This is a genomic window from Shewanella frigidimarina (assembly GCF_003797125.1).
GTDB classification, from domain to species: domain Bacteria; phylum Pseudomonadota; class Gammaproteobacteria; order Enterobacterales; family Shewanellaceae; genus Shewanella; species Shewanella frigidimarina.
The window spans coordinates 77536-97975 of the sequence record NZ_RKKE01000009.1; the positions used below are offsets into that span (position 1 = coordinate 77536).

16 protein-coding genes are annotated in these 20440 nt (G+C 41.4%); 7 read left to right on the top strand and 9 right to left on the bottom strand.

Features of this window, described 5'->3' with window-relative positions; all coding sequences use genetic code 11:
* Window positions 1-133: 133 nt before the first annotated feature.
* Window positions 134-820 (bottom strand): DUF3306 domain-containing protein, encoded by a 687-nt coding sequence (locus EGC86_RS19245; protein ID WP_123778676.1) that lies wholly within the window; start codon window positions 818-820, stop codon window positions 134-136.
* Complete coding sequence (locus tag EGC86_RS19250; RefSeq protein ID WP_123778678.1) at window positions 817-1284, bottom strand: DUF3305 domain-containing protein; 468 nt, start codon at window positions 1282-1284, stop codon at window positions 817-819. The genes EGC86_RS19245 and EGC86_RS19250 overlap by 4 nt, the downstream gene beginning before the upstream one ends.
* Before the next feature lie 347 nt (window positions 1285-1631).
* Here EGC86_RS19250 and EGC86_RS19255 point away from each other — a divergent pair, with 347 nt between their 5' ends.
* Complete coding sequence (locus EGC86_RS19255) at window positions 1632-2486, top strand: formate dehydrogenase accessory sulfurtransferase FdhD (RefSeq protein WP_011635543.1); 855 nt, start codon at window positions 1632-1634, stop codon at window positions 2484-2486.
* Here the strand turns inward: EGC86_RS19255 and rlmF are convergent.
* Together rlmF and EGC86_RS19265 are read right to left on the bottom strand one after the other, a co-directional pair.
* Window positions 2483-3565, bottom strand: a complete 1083-nt coding sequence (rlmF, locus tag EGC86_RS19260) for a 23S rRNA (adenine(1618)-N(6))-methyltransferase RlmF (RefSeq protein ID WP_123778680.1) — start codon at window positions 3563-3565, stop codon at window positions 2483-2485. The genes EGC86_RS19255 and rlmF overlap by 4 nt on opposite strands.
* The gene (locus EGC86_RS19265; RefSeq protein WP_011635541.1) at window positions 3565-3966 is read right to left on the bottom strand and encodes a flagellar basal body-associated protein FliL; all 402 of its coding nucleotides are present in this window, start codon (window positions 3964-3966) and stop codon (window positions 3565-3567) included. The genes rlmF and EGC86_RS19265 overlap by 1 nt, the downstream gene beginning before the upstream one ends.
* Before the next feature lie 126 nt (window positions 3967-4092).
* Here EGC86_RS19265 and EGC86_RS19270 point away from each other — a divergent pair, with 126 nt between their 5' ends.
* Window positions 4093-4707 carry a chorismate--pyruvate lyase family protein gene (locus EGC86_RS19270; RefSeq protein WP_123778682.1) on the top strand — a complete coding sequence of 205 codons (615 nt, stop codon included), beginning with the start codon at window positions 4093-4095 and terminating at the stop codon, window positions 4705-4707.
* Window positions 4708-4797: 90 nt separating this feature from the next.
* Here the strand turns inward: EGC86_RS19270 and EGC86_RS19275 are convergent, their stop codons facing one another.
* From EGC86_RS19275 to EGC86_RS19285, 3 genes are all read right to left on the bottom strand, one after another.
* Window positions 4798-7635 (bottom strand): immune inhibitor A domain-containing protein, encoded by a 2838-nt coding sequence (locus EGC86_RS19275; RefSeq protein ID WP_123778683.1) that lies wholly within the window; start codon window positions 7633-7635, stop codon window positions 4798-4800.
* Entirely contained in the window at window positions 7635-7952 is a 318-nt protein-coding gene (locus EGC86_RS19280) for a hypothetical protein (protein ID WP_102036395.1), read from the bottom strand. Before EGC86_RS19280 ends, EGC86_RS19275 begins: the two co-directional genes overlap by 1 nt.
* Before the next feature lie 207 nt (window positions 7953-8159).
* Window positions 8160-8756: a YhgN family NAAT transporter gene (locus EGC86_RS19285; RefSeq protein WP_041412685.1), complete on the bottom strand. Its 597-nt coding sequence runs from the start codon at window positions 8754-8756 to the stop codon at window positions 8160-8162.
* A 317-nt stretch (window positions 8757-9073) separates the two neighbouring features.
* Between EGC86_RS19285 and EGC86_RS19290 the strand changes: the two genes are divergently transcribed.
* The 3 genes from EGC86_RS19290 to hemN all read left to right on the top strand — a co-directional run bounded on the left by EGC86_RS19290 (window position 9074) and on the right by hemN (window position 13038).
* Window positions 9074-10660 carry a ZIP family metal transporter gene (locus tag EGC86_RS19290; protein WP_245423186.1) on the top strand — a complete coding sequence of 529 codons (1587 nt, stop codon included), beginning with the start codon at window positions 9074-9076 and terminating at the stop codon, window positions 10658-10660.
* Between the two features lie 55 nt (window positions 10661-10715).
* Window positions 10716-11465, top strand: coding sequence for an NRDE family protein (locus EGC86_RS19295; protein ID WP_059745304.1), 750 nt, complete (start codon window positions 10716-10718; stop codon window positions 11463-11465).
* A gap of 196 nt (window positions 11466-11661) precedes the next feature.
* Window positions 11662-13038, top strand: a complete 1377-nt coding sequence (gene hemN / locus EGC86_RS19300) for an oxygen-independent coproporphyrinogen III oxidase (RefSeq protein ID WP_081430110.1) — start codon at window positions 11662-11664, stop codon at window positions 13036-13038.
* Between the two features lie 72 nt (window positions 13039-13110).
* Here hemN and add read toward each other — a convergent pair whose 3' ends face one another.
* Window positions 13111-14109 carry an adenosine deaminase gene (add, locus tag EGC86_RS19305; RefSeq protein ID WP_123778686.1) on the bottom strand — a complete coding sequence of 333 codons (999 nt, stop codon included), beginning with the start codon at window positions 14107-14109 and terminating at the stop codon, window positions 13111-13113.
* Window positions 14110-14325: 216 nt separating this feature from the next.
* Here add and EGC86_RS19310 point away from each other — a divergent pair, with 216 nt between their 5' ends.
* Both EGC86_RS19310 and EGC86_RS19315 read left to right on the top strand, forming a co-directional pair.
* The gene (locus tag EGC86_RS19310) at window positions 14326-16134 is read left to right on the top strand and encodes a DUF885 domain-containing protein (RefSeq protein ID WP_123778688.1); all 1809 of its coding nucleotides are present in this window, start codon (window positions 14326-14328) and stop codon (window positions 16132-16134) included.
* Between the two features lie 62 nt (window positions 16135-16196).
* Window positions 16197-17171 carry an alpha/beta fold hydrolase gene (locus EGC86_RS19315; RefSeq protein ID WP_123778690.1) on the top strand — a complete coding sequence of 325 codons (975 nt, stop codon included), beginning with the start codon at window positions 16197-16199 and terminating at the stop codon, window positions 17169-17171.
* Here EGC86_RS19315 and EGC86_RS19320 read toward each other — a convergent pair.
* The gene (locus EGC86_RS19320) at window positions 17137-19620 is read right to left on the bottom strand and encodes a putative bifunctional diguanylate cyclase/phosphodiesterase (protein ID WP_123778692.1); all 2484 of its coding nucleotides are present in this window, start codon (window positions 19618-19620) and stop codon (window positions 17137-17139) included. The genes EGC86_RS19315 and EGC86_RS19320 overlap by 35 nt on opposite strands.
* Window positions 19621-20440 lie beyond the last annotated feature (820 nt).

Consider the following 20440-nt stretch of genomic DNA (forward strand, 5'->3'; position numbering starts at 1 on the left):
TATACCTCATTAACAGTGATAGCTCATTTCACTGTTCACGCTTATTGCACGTCATTAATTGACATTTACTTGTTCTAAATCTGTAACTAACGACTTTTATTTGTGCCACATTCATCTGGTGACCGTATCGTTATTACGCTTTCGCCTCATCACTGGCGACAGCTTGCTTTAGCAGATCATCATTCTGGTAAAGCGGTTGTTCTGGTTGCGATAACGCCGCGGTCGTTGTTTCATCATTATCGGCTAAATCGATTGAGTCCTCTTCAGCTATCGAGTCGGTTTGTTCGGCTAATTCGTTTGAGACTAATTCGTTTGAGACTAATTCGTTTGATGCGAATTCAGCTGGATCGGCTATGTCAGTTGGCGTTAAGTCCGCGTCTAATTCTGGCTCAGGCTTTTCTTTTTCAATGACATATCGAAACACTTTACTGGCCAACTCGGCGGATACATCCGCTGACAATAACGGTTGATTGGTATAATCCAGCGCATATTCAAGCAACCCATCGATATGACCATATTGCGGCTGTTTCCATAATGCTCGTAGCGCAGCAGCTTTAGTGGTTGGGTCGACACTTTTGGCCATAAAGCGGGCAAAACTGCCACCTACTTCAATCGTGTTTGGGTCTGGTAATGCTTCTGGCTCTGCCACCTCATCAGCATCTATAACGCTAACGTCTTCGATTGGTTCAGCTGTTAGTATGTTGAAGTCATCAGGCTTTTCTTGTGCCTGCTGCAATAACTCTTCTTGCTGAGCCTCTTCAGCAACCCGCTGACGCCTAATTTCCCAACGGTTAAGAAGACCTTCTGCTTTATCGCTCATTGCATATTTCCAGAGCGATTCGCGCTCGGCCCTTCATTTTTACGGCGGTTAACATGCTTGCGTCTATGAGCGCTGATTTCCACTTCGCCGTGACGAGTGATGAATGCCTCTATCCAACAGGCAACGGCGCTAGGCATTGGAATATTGAGCACTGGTGTATCTGACTCTAAGCAACCGGCACTCACGTGTTGGTCGGCAGAGATCATCGCAGGCACCCATGTGCCATCAATCAATTCGTCGCACACAATGAAGAGTGTTGCATTGTCCATATCGAGATTGATGCGATAACTACCACGTTGATCTTTGTACAATTCCAGTGGCACCAAAACAGAATTGTCTGGTTGCTGCTCTGTTGCTGGAACCATTTGATCCAGCTCCCAGCGAACAGATGTCCAGCGCCCTACTTGGGTTTGAACCTTTTTCAATGAAACATACATTGGCCAAATCGTGTCGGTGTGTTGCATGGTAATGCTTACCTCTGACATGAATATGTGTATTGAAATACACTTGATTGATTTGTTTATATCTAAAACAGGAGCAAAAATGGTGCCAACTAAAAAGTAAAATTAACTTTGAACTAGATCCCGAAATCCCTCCTAAGAATAGGACAATATGTCCACAGTGCAATTTTAGGTGGGACATTAATACGCGCCAAATACATTGAATTTGTGAAGATTTGCGCCAGATCACGCTTAGACAAGTTGTTTTCAGTTTAGGGAATAATAATTGCTATGATCATCAAGTGTTGAAGCAGGCAAACTCTGCCTATTCTTTCAATCTATGAATGACCCACTAAGAGGCTATCTCGCTTATGACTCAATCTGTTTCAGCCACATCTTTGCAGCGCAATGCAATAAAATTTGTTAAAACCAACACTCAGGTTCCGCTCACCATTGCTGTTAAAGCCATCAACGAACAAGGCCAGGTTGTCGATAAATTTGTCGCCTGCGAACGACCATTAACCGTGTATTTAAATTGGCGCCCTATCGTAACCTTAATGACATTGGGGGCTAAACCAGAGTCACTCACTATTGGCTACTTAAAAAACCAGGGGTTTATTAGCGAGTTAAGTCTATTAGAGTCGGTTATCGTTGATTGGGAAGTCAGTTCTGCGGCGGTGATTACCCAAGAGGTTTCTGAAGATATTGAGCAGAAATTGTCTGAAAAAACGGTGACATCCGGTTGTGGCCAAGGCACTGTTTACGGTGGATTTTTACAAGGATTGGATGAGATTGATTTACCTACTCCATCACTCAAACAATCGACTATTTATGCCTTACTCGGCAATATCAATGCTTACAATGAAACCTATAAAAATGCCGGCGCTGTGCATGGTTGCGGAATATGCCAAGACGAACAAATTTTAGCATTTGTTGAAGATGTTGGCCGCCACAATGCCGTTGATACGTTGGCGGGAGATATGTGGTTAGATCAGCAATCGGGACACGATAAGATTTTCTACACCACAGGTAGATTAACGTCAGAAATGGTTATCAAAGTCGCTAAAATGGGCATACCTGTATTGTTGTCACGCAGTGGCGTTACCCAAATGGGCCTAGATTTGGCCATGCAGATGGGTATTACCTTAATAGCTCGTGCTAAAGGGCGACATTTTTTGGTGTATCACGGCAGTGAAACAATTGAGTTTGATGCCACTAAAGATTAAGGACGTAATGTGGTCCATTGTTGGTGTATTGCTGGGGTTAAAAAACTCCACGCTAAAATACGGGTCGCTTTATTACCTTGTGTCATCTCGATAGTTTTTACTTCCACTGCATTAAGCTGTTTAAGTAGTTGATAACAAGGTTTGAGATTGTCTGACTTTGACACGAGTGACGTAAACCATAGCACTTGGTTGGCATAGTCACGGCTTTGTTTGATCATGTTGGCTAAAAATTGTTGCTCGCCTCCCTGGCACCATAACTCGGCTTTTTGACCGCCAAAATTAAGCGTAGGTTTAGCCTGACTAAGCGCTAACTTATGCGATTGCTGACCATGTTTTTGTTGCTGGTTTTTGGCTAGATTTTTAACTTTTCGTAATGAACCTTCTGAAGCTTCAGCGAGTGAGCGATGAAACGGTGGATTACACAAGGTGACGTCAAACCGTTCATCTGCAGCGATAATATTCTTAAATATATGCTCCGGTTGCGGCTGTAATCTTAACTGTAAATGAGCCGTAATCTTCTCGTTTTGCTGAGCAATTTTAGCAACATTGTCGATAGACACAGGATCAATATCCGACGCCACAAATTGCCAACCGTAGGTTTGAATACCCAGCAATGGATAAATTCCATTGGCACCAGTGCCGATATCTAACCCTCGAATACTTGCCCCTTTGACTACTTTGCCTTTAACCGCTAATAAATCAGCAATGTAATGCAAATAGTCCACACGCCCAGGGACTGGCGGGCATAAATATCCTTCAGGAATATCCCAACCGTTAATATGATATTCGCTCAGCAATAATGCTGCATTAAGGCTTTTTACCGCTTTCGGATCAGCAAAATCAATAGAAGGATTACCATAAGGATTTGGACGCACAAAAGCGGCTAGCGCTGGCATAGCAAGAATCAATGTAGCAAAGTCATAACCCTGTAGATGGGCATTACGCGGATGTAATGCTTTCGATAACAGAGGCTTATTGGGCTTTACTGAAACAGGATTGACCTTGGCCGCTGATCGGCTTGGTGAGCGCTTAGCACTACTATGCTTGGCTCGCATCGGAGGCGTTGTTGACCGAGTCATTAATCGTATAAATATTTAGTAAATAATAAGTTCACCACAATAGAGCGACCGACTTCTTGCTCCATAAGGCGGTTGACCGTCTCATAGCATTCGCGGCGGATCTCTTCACGCCCAGATAAGGATTTAACCTTTTCTTCTGACTGATTACCCAAAATTTCAACAATGGCCGAGCGTAACAAAGGATCGTGATGTTCTAAGCTCATTAAATCGTTCGGATCTTTTACCATCAATTCGACACTGATTTTAACAAAGCCTAACTTTTTACGGTTAGAAATATAATTAGTTACAATATCAGGCTCAAAACCGTAATAAGCATAATCTTCGACCGCTGGTTCATCTGCAGCATGGACATTAAATGCGAAACAACACAGCATAACTAACGTTGAAACCAATTTCTTCATAGTGAGAGACACCCTTTTAATGTGGAACGTTAATTAAATAAGCCATCGTGCCCACTCCCTAAGAGTGTTTGCTCATCTTTGACATGATAGACTACTGCCGTTGAGATATATTGTAACGAGTTTTAGATGAACGTGACCAGTATTAGCTTTCCTTATGGTGAATCAATTCATTGGTTTTCGCCACAAAAGATCGATTCATTGCCTCATAGCCAACTTAAAGAGTGGCTATTAGCAACCGGAAGTTTGACCCAACGCCTCAAGACACACTGCAAACACTTTGAAGTAAAAGTGTTAGGCGAGCATTTACTTGAGCCTCTGGCGGATGAATTTCCTGCTCAAACTAACCCCGTTTGGGTCCGCGAAGTATTATTGTGTCTTGACGGTACCCCGTGGGTATTTGCCCGCACACTGATCCCACAAAATATTTTAGGCCTTCACCCCCCTAACGATCAAAGTACTGATGATAAACAGAATTGTAATCAGCAAAATGACTTTACTCGCCTTGGCACTCGGCCTTTAGGTGAATTATTGTTTAGTAGCCCAGACATTACTCCCGGCAATATTGAAGTCGCTCAGTTTGAAACCTGTGGCCGTTTAGCTGCCCTAGCCACCAGCTTAAATCAGCAGGTTAATAGTCGTTTATGGGGACGTAGACGTTACTTTAACTTGCACGGTTCACAGCTAATTGTCAGCGAAATATTTCTGCCTGCTGCGGTCGAGTACATCAACCAAAGCATTTAACATTAATGCAAATCCGGTCTCGAAAATTTGACTCCGTAATCAAAACAAAAAACGCCCTTACGGGCGTTTCTGTTATTTAGGTACGTAACACTAAACCCGTTTGCGGTGATAACCTAATAGGCCTAGCATCAATACACTTAACCACCCCAAACTACCGCCGCTACTACCACTGTCTGTTGTGGTTGGTGTAGTCACAGCCACTATTGGCGTCGATACAGTGATTGCTTGATTTGCTGTCGACTCATTACCCTGAGAATCGGTGGTCTTTAAGGTAATGGTATAAGTGCCAGCGGCTGTATAGGTATGACTTGGATTTTGCGCCGTACTAGTACTGCTATCGCCAAAGTCCCATTGATAAGTCAAATTACCAAAACCTTGGCTGGAGGTGTTTGTCAGAGCCACAGTTAAGTTAGTCGGTAATAAAGTAAAAGCTGCTATTGGCAGAATAACCACTCGGACTACTTCGATTGCTGTCACGGTATTACCCGCGCCATCGGTAACAATAACACTGACGTTATAATCACCCGATGTGGAATAAGTATAGCTAGGGGCAGTATCGGTACTTGTGGCATTATTCACGCCAAACGACCATGTATAAGTGTAATCAGTGCCGCCACTCACGACCACATTAAAACTAACATCAGCACCGGTTGCTTGTGCATTAATGTCGGCGACAAGTGTAACCGGTGGTAGCACGCTGCTGTCAGACAAAGCAAATTCAACAGTTGCAGTACTGCTGTCTGTTGCTTGCTCTGTGACTTGCATGGTTAGGCCTAACTCAGGCAATATCAGCCCGGCCTGTGGTTTTAGCGGCGCGCTGTAATCACGGTTGTCATCAAATAGTGGCTCGGCAGCTAAGTGGTTATCACCACTGTATGTACTTTGGGCAAATAAGCTAAATGCTGCATCGCGAATTTGCACATCAGTAGATTGACTGCCTATCAAACTTTGGTCTGCATCAACCACGCCAATTAACCCTTCCCCTGGATGATCAGAGACATTGTTATCGGTTTGATTAAAGTTTTCTAACCATAACAGCACACCTGGTTCGTATTTGTCATAAACCAGCCCAGCATCTACACCTTGGTGGCTGCGTAATTGCACAATGTAACGTCTCGCTTTACCAGCAAGACTATCTTCAATACGGCTAAAACCAGATAGCGTTGCAACGCCGCTTGATTCAGCTCCATCGATATAAAATACCGTGCCTTGGTTAGTTAATTGAATATCATCAATCGCCATACCATAACCACCAACTGCTTCATCGGTTTTATAGACCACACTGATTTGCACATCACGACCGGCATATGCACTCAAATCAAAATTTAAATCCACCCAAGAATCGCTTCCATACGCGGTACTAATGTTGCTCGATTTACCGCTAATAGAGTGTTTTACCGTAGGGTAAATTGAATTTGTACTATTTGTGTAGTTACCTTCTATTGCAACGCTATCAACCAACACTTGCACATAATCATAATCGTCTTCTATATCCCAATGGGCTTGAAATGATAATGCTAATGGCGTATCTAATGGTAAGGTCACATCAAAAGACATGGCATTATTGATCATATTACCCTGACCTGAATAATACTGATATTGACCCGTTAATGGTGCTTTAAAAGCAACAGCCTCAGCTGGTAGCGCTATAGATAGCTGGTTTACGGCATCTGTATTGACGGCATGGTTAAGTTGCACCGCGGTACCGCTACTGGTTAAATCGGCAAGAGATATATGCTGCTCATTAACCCACTTACCTTTGTATTTTTGCTGTAAGAAAGATTTTGCATATGGGCTAAAACCACTTGGTTGAGCACCAGCAATACTACCGGTCCAGCTACCGCCAGACATCAATGACCAAGAACCTACAGGTGAACCATCACCACTATTAGTAGTGTCGTACTCATCGGGTAAGCCTAAATCATGACCAAACTCGTGGGTGCATACTCCTGCCGCAGCATCGATTGGCTGCACGGTGTAACCGAATATCTTAAGGGCCCGGCCAGGAATAACATAACCATTGGTATTTGAATCGACATAAAAACGATGCGACCAAATTGCATCCTCACCCAATACTCCACCACCAGCTTCTTCACCGATGCTTGAATGAAACAGCATCACGTGATCGATAATACCGTCAGCTTCATCATAATTACCGTCGCCATCGATATCGAAAGGGTCTTCAATATCATAGCTTTCAAGTTCAGTATCACTCATACCGCTTACTGCTTTGGTGACAGCTTCTTTTACTAGCTCTGGGACGGCTTTATCGTTGTCATCGGAGTCGTTGCCACCATAATAAGCGGCATTATTGTCTGCGGTGACCCAGTCTTGTACTTGACCGGTAAAATAAAAACTATTGCCGGACACCGCCTGAAAATACTGATGTGCCGATTGCAGCGTTTGATTACTTGGGCCTGTAAAACCAGTTTCTGAAAATAGCAGTTGCTGATAATGTGATGTTGGGTAGCTGCTGTAATACATGTCCGTATCACCTACGTTAAGCTGGTTAGCATCATGAGGTAAATCAGGAAAGTCTACCAATACAGCTAACACCTTTACCGTTTTAGTAATATCTTGATCGGCTAAGACTTTGTTATTTGCTGCGGCATATTGAACATTTTTAGTGTTTTTTTGCGCTGAGCGTTTAATGCGTAATTGTTCCGCTTTCACTTCTATGGCAGCAGGTTTAAAAGTGGTATTTCGGCCACGGCTTACAAAAGCATCTACTGCAGCTTGTTTTTCAGCTTCGCTGGCATCAACACTCACTTCGCCACGTTTAATTAACCAATACAACACTTGTTGTTCATTAATTAGCCCCGCATCAGCAGGAGTGCCTGTTTGTGGAGCAGCAACAGCAGCCATACCGCTACATGCAAGCAATAAGGATGAAACGGCTAACCCTTGATATTTAGTCAACTTACTCATTACGACTTACCTGTATTTGGTGTTGGTTTATGGCATTTTTCAAATGCTTTTTGGCGTTTAGTTATATAATCAGCAACAATTTTATCTATTTGTGCTTGATCCATGTCAGCGGTGATGAGCCCTTTCTTGCGCAAATTTTCAGTTAATTTGGTGCGGTCACGTAAAGGTGGCATCGCACTTGGACCACAATCTTTAATTAATGGTTTGGTTACCACTACAGTGGCTGCTTGTTCGTCTACCTTTGATGCTGCTGACTGATTTTGACACCCTTGCAAGGTCATAAAAACAAGCCCCAACATGACGATAATATATTTCATAATTCACCCCAAACAATAATTACATGACATTAACAGTTGCAACCACAGGGTTACAATTAAATTAGACATTCTTTAATGTAAATAAATCTATTCGATTAAAAATTAATACAAATGGCTATTAACCCAGCGCCCAAAAGCAGCAAGCCGACTCTGTTGAGTCGGCTTGCTGCAGTTACTTGGCACAATGTTTATCTATAACAATTTAGCTTAATTTACCGTGGAGTTGATATAATTTGATATTCCATCCAGTAACATTTGTACTGATATCATCACCAATACCATCCCCATTAGTCGCTCTACCGCGATTAAGCCTTTCTCACCAAGGATACGAGTAAACAACTTATAGAACATTAAAATAACGGCACTCATGCCCCATGCTGAGACCAACGCAATAGTCCAATCTGTCATGCGGCTGCTATCTGTGTGCGCCAATAGTATCAAGGCCGCTAAAATAGATGGACCAGCCATTAGCGGGATAGCCATCGGAACAATAAAAGGCTCTTCACCAGCGGCTAATCCAGCCACGCCCCCAGGCGAAGGGAAGATCATTTTAATCGCGATTAAAAATAAGATAATGCCGCCCGCAATGCTAACGGATTCAGAACGTAAGTTCAGAAAGTTAAGAATAGCTTCACCAGCATACAAAAACGACAACATGATAACCAACGCAAACAGCAGTTCGCGGATTAAGACTTTACGGCGTTTTTTGGGATCAATATGCCGCAATATGGAAGCGAATATAGGTAAATTACCCAGCGGATCCATAATCAAGAACAACATGACGGCTGCAGAAAAAATATCCATGGACAACAATCTTTTAATTAACAAAATATGGGCTACATTGTATACCCAACGCAGTAACATAAGCGATGAAAACAGCCAGTTTATTGATGATTACAAGGCGTTAGTTGTTAATAATAGTGAACAATGCCTCATCACAAATAGCCACATACGCTTGCCAAAGTGATGACCTGAGAAAGTTTTTTGGCTTTAACGTCAATGACTAGATCTGCATTCTCTATAGGTTCTAAGTAAATTTTTCAGCTTGAGATATTCACACGCTACAATACTGGTTTAAAATGGTATACTGCGTTGTTTTTTTCGATTTATTTCTGGATAACATGCTCTATCTAATCGCTAGCTGTATTGCACTGCTGTTTGGGCCACTTTTTTATCGCTTCTTTTCATCAGGTAGCGGATTACAAAAAGGCCTAGATGGATTTATATTCGTCTCCCTTGGCGGATTGGTGCTCATTCATATTTTGCCAGAACTGTTGGAGCATGGTGGGTTTATCACGCTATTGTTTGTCATGCTTGGCGTTTGGGGCCCGACAGCCAGTGAAAAACTGTTTCATCGATATTCAGAAATCACCCACAACATCACCCTCACTCTCGGCATTGGCGGACTATTACTGCACACCATTACGGACGGTGGAGCGATGGTATTGGCACAACAAGAAGGCAATTCGACACTTCTAGCCTTAGGCGTGATCATGCACCGCCTACCTGTTGGTGTCGCCATTTGGTGGTTACTCAAACCTCAAGTCGGCACTCGATGGGCTAGCGCCGTTTTAGCTGCAATGATGGTATTAACCAGCGTCGGCTACTTTGCTGGCGAACATTTGTTAACTCAATTAAGTCTTGAAAACACGGTTTACTTGCAAGCCTTTGTTACCGGTTCCATTTTGCACGTTGTATTACATCAACCACATGGCCACCAACAAGAAGACAAGCAAGGTCAATATCAATACCAAGCAGGCATTGGCAGCCTATTAGGTTTAGGGTTATTAGCCCTGCTACTGCTGATGGATACTGGCGGCCATGAACACGCTCATAAAGACCATGGTTCAGAGCAATTCGTTAGTTGGTTACTGACTATTTCTCCGATCCTATTAGGCAGTTACTTTATCGCCACCGCTAGGTTTGCATCAGGATTACGACCATCTCATCCTTCCCTAGGATTACGTTGGTTACAGCGTTTAGCCGGACCTGAAGCATTGTTAATTACCTTATTACTATTGGGCCCTTGGTTTGCGCTTTACCAAATATTGGGGCTATTAGCTATTGGGGCACTAATGACACTGACAAAAGTTGATATAACAGATCCGCACCCAACACTATCAGAGTCACCTTGGCGCTTTGGCTTTAGCCAATTAGTCGACCGAAGTGCCCCCTGGATTATCCTTAGCTTAGTATTAGCAAACTTGATAGGTCATCCATCTGTTCCGCTTGAGAACCCTGCATTACAGGTATTTATTTTACTATTAGTCTTTTTGCCGATGCGTTTTTGTAATTTAGGCACGGTAATTTTGGCACTTGCCTTGGCTTACAGTGGTTGGAGCCAAATTGCAGTGGCATTTACTTTACTCGCAGCGCCGGTACTCAGCATCGGTCAGTTGAAGTTAATGAATTGGAAACAAGGACTCATGTTAGGCGGGATTTTACTGGTAGGATTAATGGTGGCAGATCAACTCACTCTGAGCTCATCATTAACATTACAGTTACCTGAATCGGTCAATATACTTGGTCTAGTAGCAATCGTTTTATTGTTTGGCGCCAGCTTATTGCGACTTGGACCTCGAAAGTTTTTAAGCCGTTTGATGATCAACCTAAAATCAGCACCACATAGCCATGACCACGGCCATCATTCAGACACCAAAGCTGCACATCATCACGAGTCAGCTGCGACACATAAGCATCATCATTAATCATAATCGATTTATTAGGTTATGATGGCGGTGTCGATATTTTTAAGGGACTGCCATGTGTATTTTATTTATTGCCGTTGAGGCGCATCCGGATTATCCCTTAATTGTCTGTGCTAACCGCGATGAATTTCATCACAGAGCAACCGAACCCGCCTATCGCTGGGCAACAACACCAATCATTATCGCTGGGCAAGATAAACAAGCCGGTGGTACTTGGTTAGGAATTAATGAACAGGGTCAATTTGCTGGGCTAACCAATATTCGAGCAATCGAACAGCAAGATGGCGTTCGCAGTCGTGGAGAGTTAGTCGTTGACGCGCTAACCAAACAACACATCAATAGCCAATGGTTAACTGAACACTCGATTAACTACAATCCGTTTAATTTAGTCTTCGAACAGCACAATCAACTCCATTGCTTTAACAGTAAAACCTTAACGACTACTTTGCTTAAGCCTGGTTTTCATGCTGTGAGTAACGGTGCGCTGGATGATATATGGCCTAAAATGGCTAAAGGTCAGCAACAGCTACAAAGCTATATCAAACAAATGCAATCACCTTGCATAGACCAATTACTCAATATCATGCGCGATACTTCTCAACCCAAAGATCAAGATTTACCCCAAACAGGCATCAGTCTTGAGTGGGAGCGACGTCTATCATCTATTTTTATCGAACATGAAGAATACGGCACTCGTTCAACGAGTATTGTGTTGAAACACCGCAGCGGTAAAGTACAACTTACTGAAGTGAGATACGATGGTAAGGCACGCAATTTAGGCTCTCAACGTTTTAACCTTGGCTAGAAACCAGCCTTACCTAAATAATCGCCAAACACAAACTGTGACCTGCTGCACAGTCTAGTCATTATTTCATATCAGCTAACGCTAAACCTCACTAATCACCATAGGCAACATTCATTTTTACAACCTAGATCAAGGTTATTTGATCACGAACATTGCATACTTCGCCTGTTGCTAATTTACTCCCGGAGGACACGCCTTGAAGCAGCCCACTCAGATTAGTTGGGATCAGTCGATGATCGAAAAGTACAATTACAGCGGTCCCCGTTATACTTCTTACCCGACCGCACTAGAGTTTGACGATGCCTTTACTGAGCAAAACTTACTGACATCTATTAAAAACAGTAAGTCAGATAAACTGTCGCTATATGTGCATATTCCTTTTTGCGCCAAGCTTTGCTACTACTGTGGTTGTAATAAAATTATTACTCGCCACTCTCACAAAGCAGATCAATACATTGAATATCTGGCCACTGAGATTATTAAACGCGCCCCATTATTCAAAAATTATACCGTAACCCAAATGCATTGGGGTGGCGGTACACCGACATTTTTAAGCCCTGAACAAATTCTTAAACTGACCGCATTAATTAAACAACACTTTAATTTTGCTGATGTGGGTGAATACTCAATTGAAGTTGACCCGCGTGAGATAGAGCTCAGCATGTTAGACACCTTAAAAGAAGCTGGGTTTAACCGGGTATCTATTGGTGTTCAAGACTTTAATAAAGAAGTACAAATTGCCGTTAACCGTGAGCAAGACGAACAATTTATTTTCGACTTAATTGCCAGAGCTAAAGAACTCGGTTTTGTATCAACGAACGTTGATTTAATTTACGGTTTACCGCTGCAAACGCCAGAAACGTTTGCGAAAACTATTGCGCGCATTATTGAGCTATCGCCTGATCGTCTATCTGTCTTTAACTATGCACATTTACCATCGCGTTTTGCTGCACAACGTAAAATTAAAGAACATGATATGCCTGCTCCACAACAGAAATTAGATATGCTTCGCCAAACGATAGAATCGTTAACAGATGCGGGTTATCAATTTATTGGTATGGACCATTTTGCCAAACCCAATGATGAGTTGGCAAAGTTACAAAATGCCGGCAAATTACATCGTAACTTCCAAGGGTACACCACCCAAGAAGAATGTGACTTGCTTGGGTTAGGGGTATCATCTATCAGCCAAATTGGCGACTGCTATGCCCAAAATCAAAAAGATATTCGTCCATACTACGAATCTATTGATGCTAATGGTCATGCATTATGGAAAGGCTGTAGCTTAAATCACGATGATGAAATTCGTCGCGCGGTCATTAAACAGATTATCTGTCATTTTGATTTAGACATGGACAAAATTGAACAAAAGTTTGCCATTAACTTTGATGAATATTTTGCTGAAGACCTTAAACTATTGCAAACATTCATAAATGATAAATTGGTTGATATCACTGATCGAAAGTTAACAGTAAGCCAGACCGGTCGTCTACTCATTCGTAATATCTGCATGTGTTTTGATGTATATTATCGTCAGAAAGCCCGTCAGCAGCAGTTTTCAAGAGTTATTTAACTCACTACTTATGTGAAGTAGAATACAAAATAGCCAGCATTTGCTGGCTATTTTTTTACTTACATTCGCTATTTACTTCGCTTTTTTAGCGTATAACGCTTTGCGTTCACTGTCAGACATAAAGGCCATTTCCACGCCATTACGTTGCAATGTCGCCAGTTGACTATCACTGAAACCCATTTCAGATTTAACCACACGATATTCATGAGCGATATCAATTGCACTCACACCTGGGTCATCGGTATTAAGGCCAATCAATACACCGGCATCCATAAATTTACGCAGTGGATGAACATCATAATCTTTAACGGTTGACGTATGTAAGTTGCTGGTTGGACATGATTCAATTCCAATACGGTGCTTGGCCAAATACTCCATCAACTTCGGATCATGAATCGCATTCACACCATGCCCAATACGGGTAGCACCTAGTATGTTGATTGCTTGCCACATACTTTCAGCACCCGCAGCTTCACCAGCATGAGCGGTAACTTGTAACCCTGCATCTCGAACACGCTTAAAGTGCTCTGTAAATAAGTCGCCAGGAAAACCGAGTTCGTCTCCGGCTAAATCCATCGCCACAATGCTATCACGATGAGCAAGTATGCCTTCAAGTTCTAAGCGGCATTTCTCTTGTCCAAAAGAACGCGACATAATACCAATAAGGTTAACGCTAATATCATGCTCTTTTACACCAGCACGAACACCATCAATAACAGCTTCAACGACACCTTCAATGGGCAAATTATGATTCATCGCCATGTAATAAGGGCTGAAACGCAATTCAGCGTAATCTAACCCTTGCGATGCTGCATCGATAACATTTTCATAAGCAACACGCTTTACAGCATCTAGATCAGCTAATACAGCGACCATCCAATCTAGTTTCTTCAAAAAATCGACTAGGTTGTTCTCTTTCCCTTGGATTTGCACAAATGGCGCAAGTTCTTCTAGCGAATTAGCGGGTAACTTAATACCGTGTTGGTGGCCTAATTCCCAAATGGTTTTTACATTAACATTACCGTCTAAATGTCGATGCAAATCAACCAGCGGAATGGTTTTATCTATCATAATTAACCCCTATAAACTTACCCTGCCATTAGTTTGGTTTTGTCGGTCAGAGAATGATGTTCAGTTTAACATGTATTTATACAAATTCTGATGGCCAATGTTTTTTTCTGGAATCTACCACACTAAAAAGCAAACACTAATTTGGAATGTGTTTTTTATACTTAAATCGGGCATACTCTAAAGCTAACAAACAGATTAAACCATAAAGGACTATTGATGCGCTTGCTGATCCTACCTGCACTGATAATGTTAAGTTTATTGGGTTGTAATAGTCATTCAACCACGACACAGATTGCGCCTCAAGTCACTCACCAACAAACGCAGATAGATAACGATCTACAAGCGATTATAGACCAGAGTTGGGCGGTTAATTTAGCTTTCTCACCGGAGTTAGCCGCCAGTTTAGGAGATGCATCAGTAGCCGCAAAGCTTGATGATTTATCTGCAGAAACATTAGCAGAAAAGAACCAACAGATGCTCCAAATTCTCCATACACTTAAGCAGCTTGACCGGAAAAACTTATCCAAATCAGATGTCATCAATGCTAAGATTTTACAAGACCAGCTACAAAACGAAGTCGACATGTATCGGTTTCATGACCACTATTTACCCATAACAGCTGAAAGTGGTTTTCATGCTTATATTGCGTCTATTGCCAAAGCTCGCTTCAATAGTATTGAAGATTATCAGCACTATTTAGCTAAACTTAAGCAATTACCACGTTATTTCGCGCAACAAACATATTGGCTCAAACAAGGTTTAGCCAGCGGTATTACTCCGGCAAAAATCACCCTTAATGGATTTGAAGACAGTATTAGCGCATTTATTGTTCCAGTTGAGAGCAGCGGCTACTTTACTCCGTTTACCCATTATCCTGATCATTTTAGCGCAACAGAAAAAAATACGCTGACCCAACAAGGCAGAACAACCGTAGAACAAATCGTGCTTCCTCTGTACCAACAGTTTTATAATTTCATGACTGAGGAATATATTCCCAACGCAAGAATAGACATCGCGGCTTCGGCTTTACCAGATGGCGCGGCGTTTTATCAAAACAGAGTTGAGTATTACACCACGCTGCCAATGACAGCTGAACAAGTCCATCAACTTGGATTGCAAGAAGTTGCTCGTATAAGATCAGAAATGGAACAGGTGATTAAAGATGTTGGCTTTAAAGGCAGTTTTGCTGAATTTTTAATGTTTTTACGCACGGATCCAAAGTTTTACCCTAAAACCGCTGATGAGTTACTTAAAGAAGCAGCATTTATTGCCAAAAAAGCAGATGCCATGTTGCCTAAGTATTTCGGAAAATTACCGCGCACACCTTATGGTATTGCACCGGTCCCTGCTGAGATTGCGCCTAAATACACCACAGGGCGCTACTCGGGTTCAAACCGTGACGACGAGCCTGGCTATTATTGGGTTAACACCTACGCCTTAGATAAGCGACCGCTATACGAGCTTGAAGCCTTAACCCTACATGAAGCAGTGCCAGGGCACCATTTACAGATATCACTCAATAAAGAACTCACTGACTTACCCAATTTCAGACGTTACAGTTATATCTCTGCATTTGGTGAAGGCTGGGGCTTATACTCAGAATATTTAGGCTTAGAAGCCGGCTTTTATCAAGATCCATACAGTAACTTTGGCCGCTTAACCTACGAAATGTGGCGTGCGGCTCGTTTAGTCGTCGATACGGGCATGCATGCAAAAGGTTGGAGCCGCCAACAAGCGATAGATTTTATGGCCAGTAACACAGCACTTTCAATGCACAACGTTACTACTGAAATAGATCGCTATATTTCTTGGCCAGGCCAAGCGTTATCGTACAAAATTGGTGAATTAACCATAAAACGGTTACGCGCTAAAGCTGAAAAATCATTAGGGAAAGACTTTGATATTCGGAAGTTTCATGATGCCATTTTAGAAAACGGTTCTATCCCAATGTCGGTGCTAGAACAAATGGTTGATGAGTTTATAGCTCGCCAAAAGGCTACAATAAAACAAGCAAGTACCGGATAATCAGATAGATAAATACGTCAAATTCACCATACTTTAGATATAAACAAGCTGGCTTAATAACTATGCATTACATGAAATTTTCATCTGAATTAAAGCTCGATACTAGTGAGCAAAGACACTTTTGGCAACAAGTACACCAATCGAGTTTCTGTACTGATGACGGTATAAATATTGCCTATGCGATGATCCAACATCCTAATAGTCAACGAGCAATAGTGATCAGCAATGGCAGAGTAGAATCTTATATAAAATATCAAGAATTGATGTTTGATTTATATCAACAAGGATTTAGCGTTTACGCTTTAGATCATCGAGGACAAGGATTATCAGACCGGCTGACACATAATCCGCATCAAGGTTATGTTGCTAGCTTTACTGATTATACCGAAGACTTAACTCAATTTATTAATCAGATAGTTCGCCAACAGCAGCATGATGAGCTATTTATCATCGCTCACTCAATGGGATGCACCATTGCCAGCGATTATATTAATCAACACCCAAATACATTTACTGCAGCCGTATTCTCAGCGCCCATGTTTGGTATTCGATTACCGTTTACAAAACCTATCATTCGTTGGCTAGCACAAAAGCTCGATAATAATCGTCTGGAAGCAAATAAAGTACACAGCACATTTGTAATAGGGGGAACCCATTACAAACCAGACAGCTTTAAACGCAACCGACTGACTCATAGCCAAAAACGTTATAAGCACTATCGCAACATCTTCGAAGAAGCCACTAAAGCACAGTTAGGCTCACCGACTAACCATTGGTTACTAGAGGCAATGGATGCAGCGGAGAAATGCATCGACTATGCTAAACACAGCCAAACTCCGATACTAATTTTGCAAGCTGAAAAAGACACGATTGTCTGTAATGAGGCGCAAAACCAAGCACTAAGCACTCATTGTCATAAAGTGATCATTGAAGGCGCATATCACGAAGTATTCATCGAGAAAGATACTATGCGTAATATCGCCCTGTCTCATACCATTGACTTTATGGCACAACACTCAAAGATAGCTGTGTCTTAATTAATTGAATAATGTCGTCATGAGCTAGTGGTCGACTGATAATATAGCCTTGAAACCAAGTACATTTTGCATGGGTCAGTAAATTAAGTTGCTGCTTATTCTCAACTTGTTTAGCCACTACAGGAAAGTTTAACTTAGTAGCAAACTCAACAATGGCATTCACAATGTTAAAGGTTTCAGGGTTATATTCTATATCTTCAATATAGACAGCAGCTAGCTTCACTTGTGAAAAACGAATACCTTGTAATAAATGGACTGCGCAAGACCCCCCACCAAAATTATCCATCGCAATGTTCACACCGAATCTTTGGAACTCAGCAATTTTGTTTCTGGCAACATTAGCATTGACCACGAATACATCTTCAGATAACTCGAACTGAAACAATGTAGCTGAGACATGTGCTGCATTGATTCGATTCATCACTACGTTTACGAAGTGATCTTGATGAAAGTGACGAGAAGATACATTTAATGACATTAAAGGCACTGTCGCGTTTGCCTGTTGAAGTGTTTGAATAAGTTCACAGACTTGATCTAATGCCCACAGCTCTAATTCAAAAATACAGTCAGACAGTTCTGCTGACGCAATAAACTTACGTGGATTAATATATCCGTACTGTGGGTGATACCAACGCATTAGTACTTCAATGCTATTGAGCTGCCCAGCCTGATCAACAACGGGTTGATAAACCAATGACATCTGCTTGTTCTGGATAGCCAGTTTCAGCTCGTTTTGTAATTTGAATGGTTGGACTTGATTTTGATCTAATTCAGGTTGGTAAATGGCACAACCATTAGAGCGACTATCTTTTGCTTGCTCCATAGCGCTATCTGCACGGGCCAACAGTACTTGAGGTTCTAATGACTCAATACCATCAAAAACAACTAACCCAATCCGAGCTGAAATTGATAAGTTTTGATCTGAAATGGTGTAACCGCGGCCAATTAACTGCCTCACTTCACTTGCCAATGCTAATGCACGTTTACTTGCTTGATCAATGTCATTACCAAAATTTTTGGCTAGAATAACGAACTCGTCCGCGCCAAGTCGAGCAACCAAACCAGCACTAGAAAATGTGCCAGATAAGCGTGCTGCTATCTGCATTAATAATCTATCACCAAGTTGATGACCCAAAGCATCATTAATTAATTTAAAATTATCTAAATTAATCATAAGCAGTGCAGAAAACTGACCAGTCTTGCGGCTAAGAACCTGTAAATCATAGAGCTGATCGGCTAATACATCACGATTAATTAAATCCGTAAGACCACTATGACCTTGTTTTTCGGTTGTAATATGTTGGCTTTTTACATCACCAGAAACATCTGTTATTGTGCCGATAATTCGTAATGGCCGTCCTAATTCATCCCACTCAACTATTTTGCCACGATCTAGAATCCAAATATATCGTCCATCTTTATGACGTAAACGATGCACACTTTCATAATATTCATGTTGATTACTGATGTAATTCTGTAAGGTATTTAATACCTGCGCCTTATCATCACGATGTAAACGCGACTCCCAAACAGAATAATCATTATCGAGCTCATAAGGTTGATAACCTAGGATGTCTTTCCAACGATCAGAAACAAACACATCGCCAGTAGCAATACACCAATCCCAAATACCATTACGAGCACCCTCAACCACAAAAAGCCAACGTTGCTCTGCATCATTGAGGCGTTTTTTACTGCGAGATAACCGACCATTAACCTGATTCAAATAGTCGCGTAAGTTAATCAGTTCGGTCGATGTGCACACAATATCAGTATTGAAATCTGGAGAATCGAGATTTTTAGCGGCTTGGCTTAATTGAGTTAACGGTCTTATCAGTAAATAATGCAACATGACACAGAATAACGACAACAATAAAGCGCCAATTCCCCATATCTCGATAAAGCGCTTTAACAGACTATCAACCGCTTCTGATAAGACATTGGCAATGTCATATTCTAAATAAATTAGCTCTACAGAATTCGAGTAGCTGTAACGAGAATTTGCATTAAGGGGATAGTAAGCCTGAATTGATAAACGATCGAAATTCACCTTTAAAAAAGGTTTATTATTGGTGATAACCGTTCTATGTAAATCAGCCGAATAACCCTCTAACACATTAGTAGCATTACTTTCTCGCCAAATAATATGATTGGCAAATTGAATTTCACTACCCGAATCAAGTATTACATACACCATCATGTTTTGGTCTGTTGAGACTAAAGCAACCTCTTGCTCTATTCGTTCTAAATCTTGCGTCAACAGAGATGATTCCACAACATGACGCATTCTAAATAAATCTTTCTGTATTTGTTCTGACTGTCTTAATGCAAGTTGTTCATTTAGCTCTGCATGCTCATAGAAATACTCCCCACATACCAAGCCAAGGTAAAGGATAAAAATACATGCAGGAACAAGCAAAGACAGAGAAAGTTTCGGCAACCGAGGCAAAATAAACCCATCCAATTAAAAATACGAAGATATGCTAGCGGTAATCTTATCAATAAGTAAAGTACTAGTTATGAATCCTAATAGCATATCCGACATAAAAACTTTTATTTATTAAACACTTTAAATAGATCTACACACTCTAACTTGTTTAACGGGCAAGTGTTATTTTATTTACACAGATGCAGTATGGCACACGAAACAAAATCATTTGCATATTACCGATAAGATTAAAATCGTCGGAATATACAGCACAGAAAGTATCTTACGTTAACATTGGACTACATCAATTTCATAAACAGGAATTGGGTATCCGGAATGCATATTTGTTATCAAAAGCATAATGTAGAATCATATATTGATAACTCAGAATGTAAATGGATGACATCTTGCACCAGATATTACATTATCTCCATGTAATAGCAGTAATGCTCTGATGAAAAAGGTTAGCATCTTGTTCACTGTTGTAAATGTTACTTAAGGCCTGTATATCATCAGAAGTAAAAAACACTAATCATCAAGGCCGTGTTGCGCCCCCTTTCAATTTCATTAAGCTTCTGGAAATGACCTATTCTTTATAATCTCCCCGAGAGGAGTGTACGCATAGGCATGTCATCTACACAACAATGTGGTGCAATCAACAGCCACCACCCTCAAATTACAGACGTAACAAAGCCCGCTACATAATAGCGGGCAGTTTCACGACTCTTTCAAGTCAATTAGGCGCCTGAAAATGACCTATTTCGCATGGGCATATCGTCCACACAAGCATTATGCTCATATTAACCAAACCGTAATTCAACAAATAACAGACGTAAAAAAG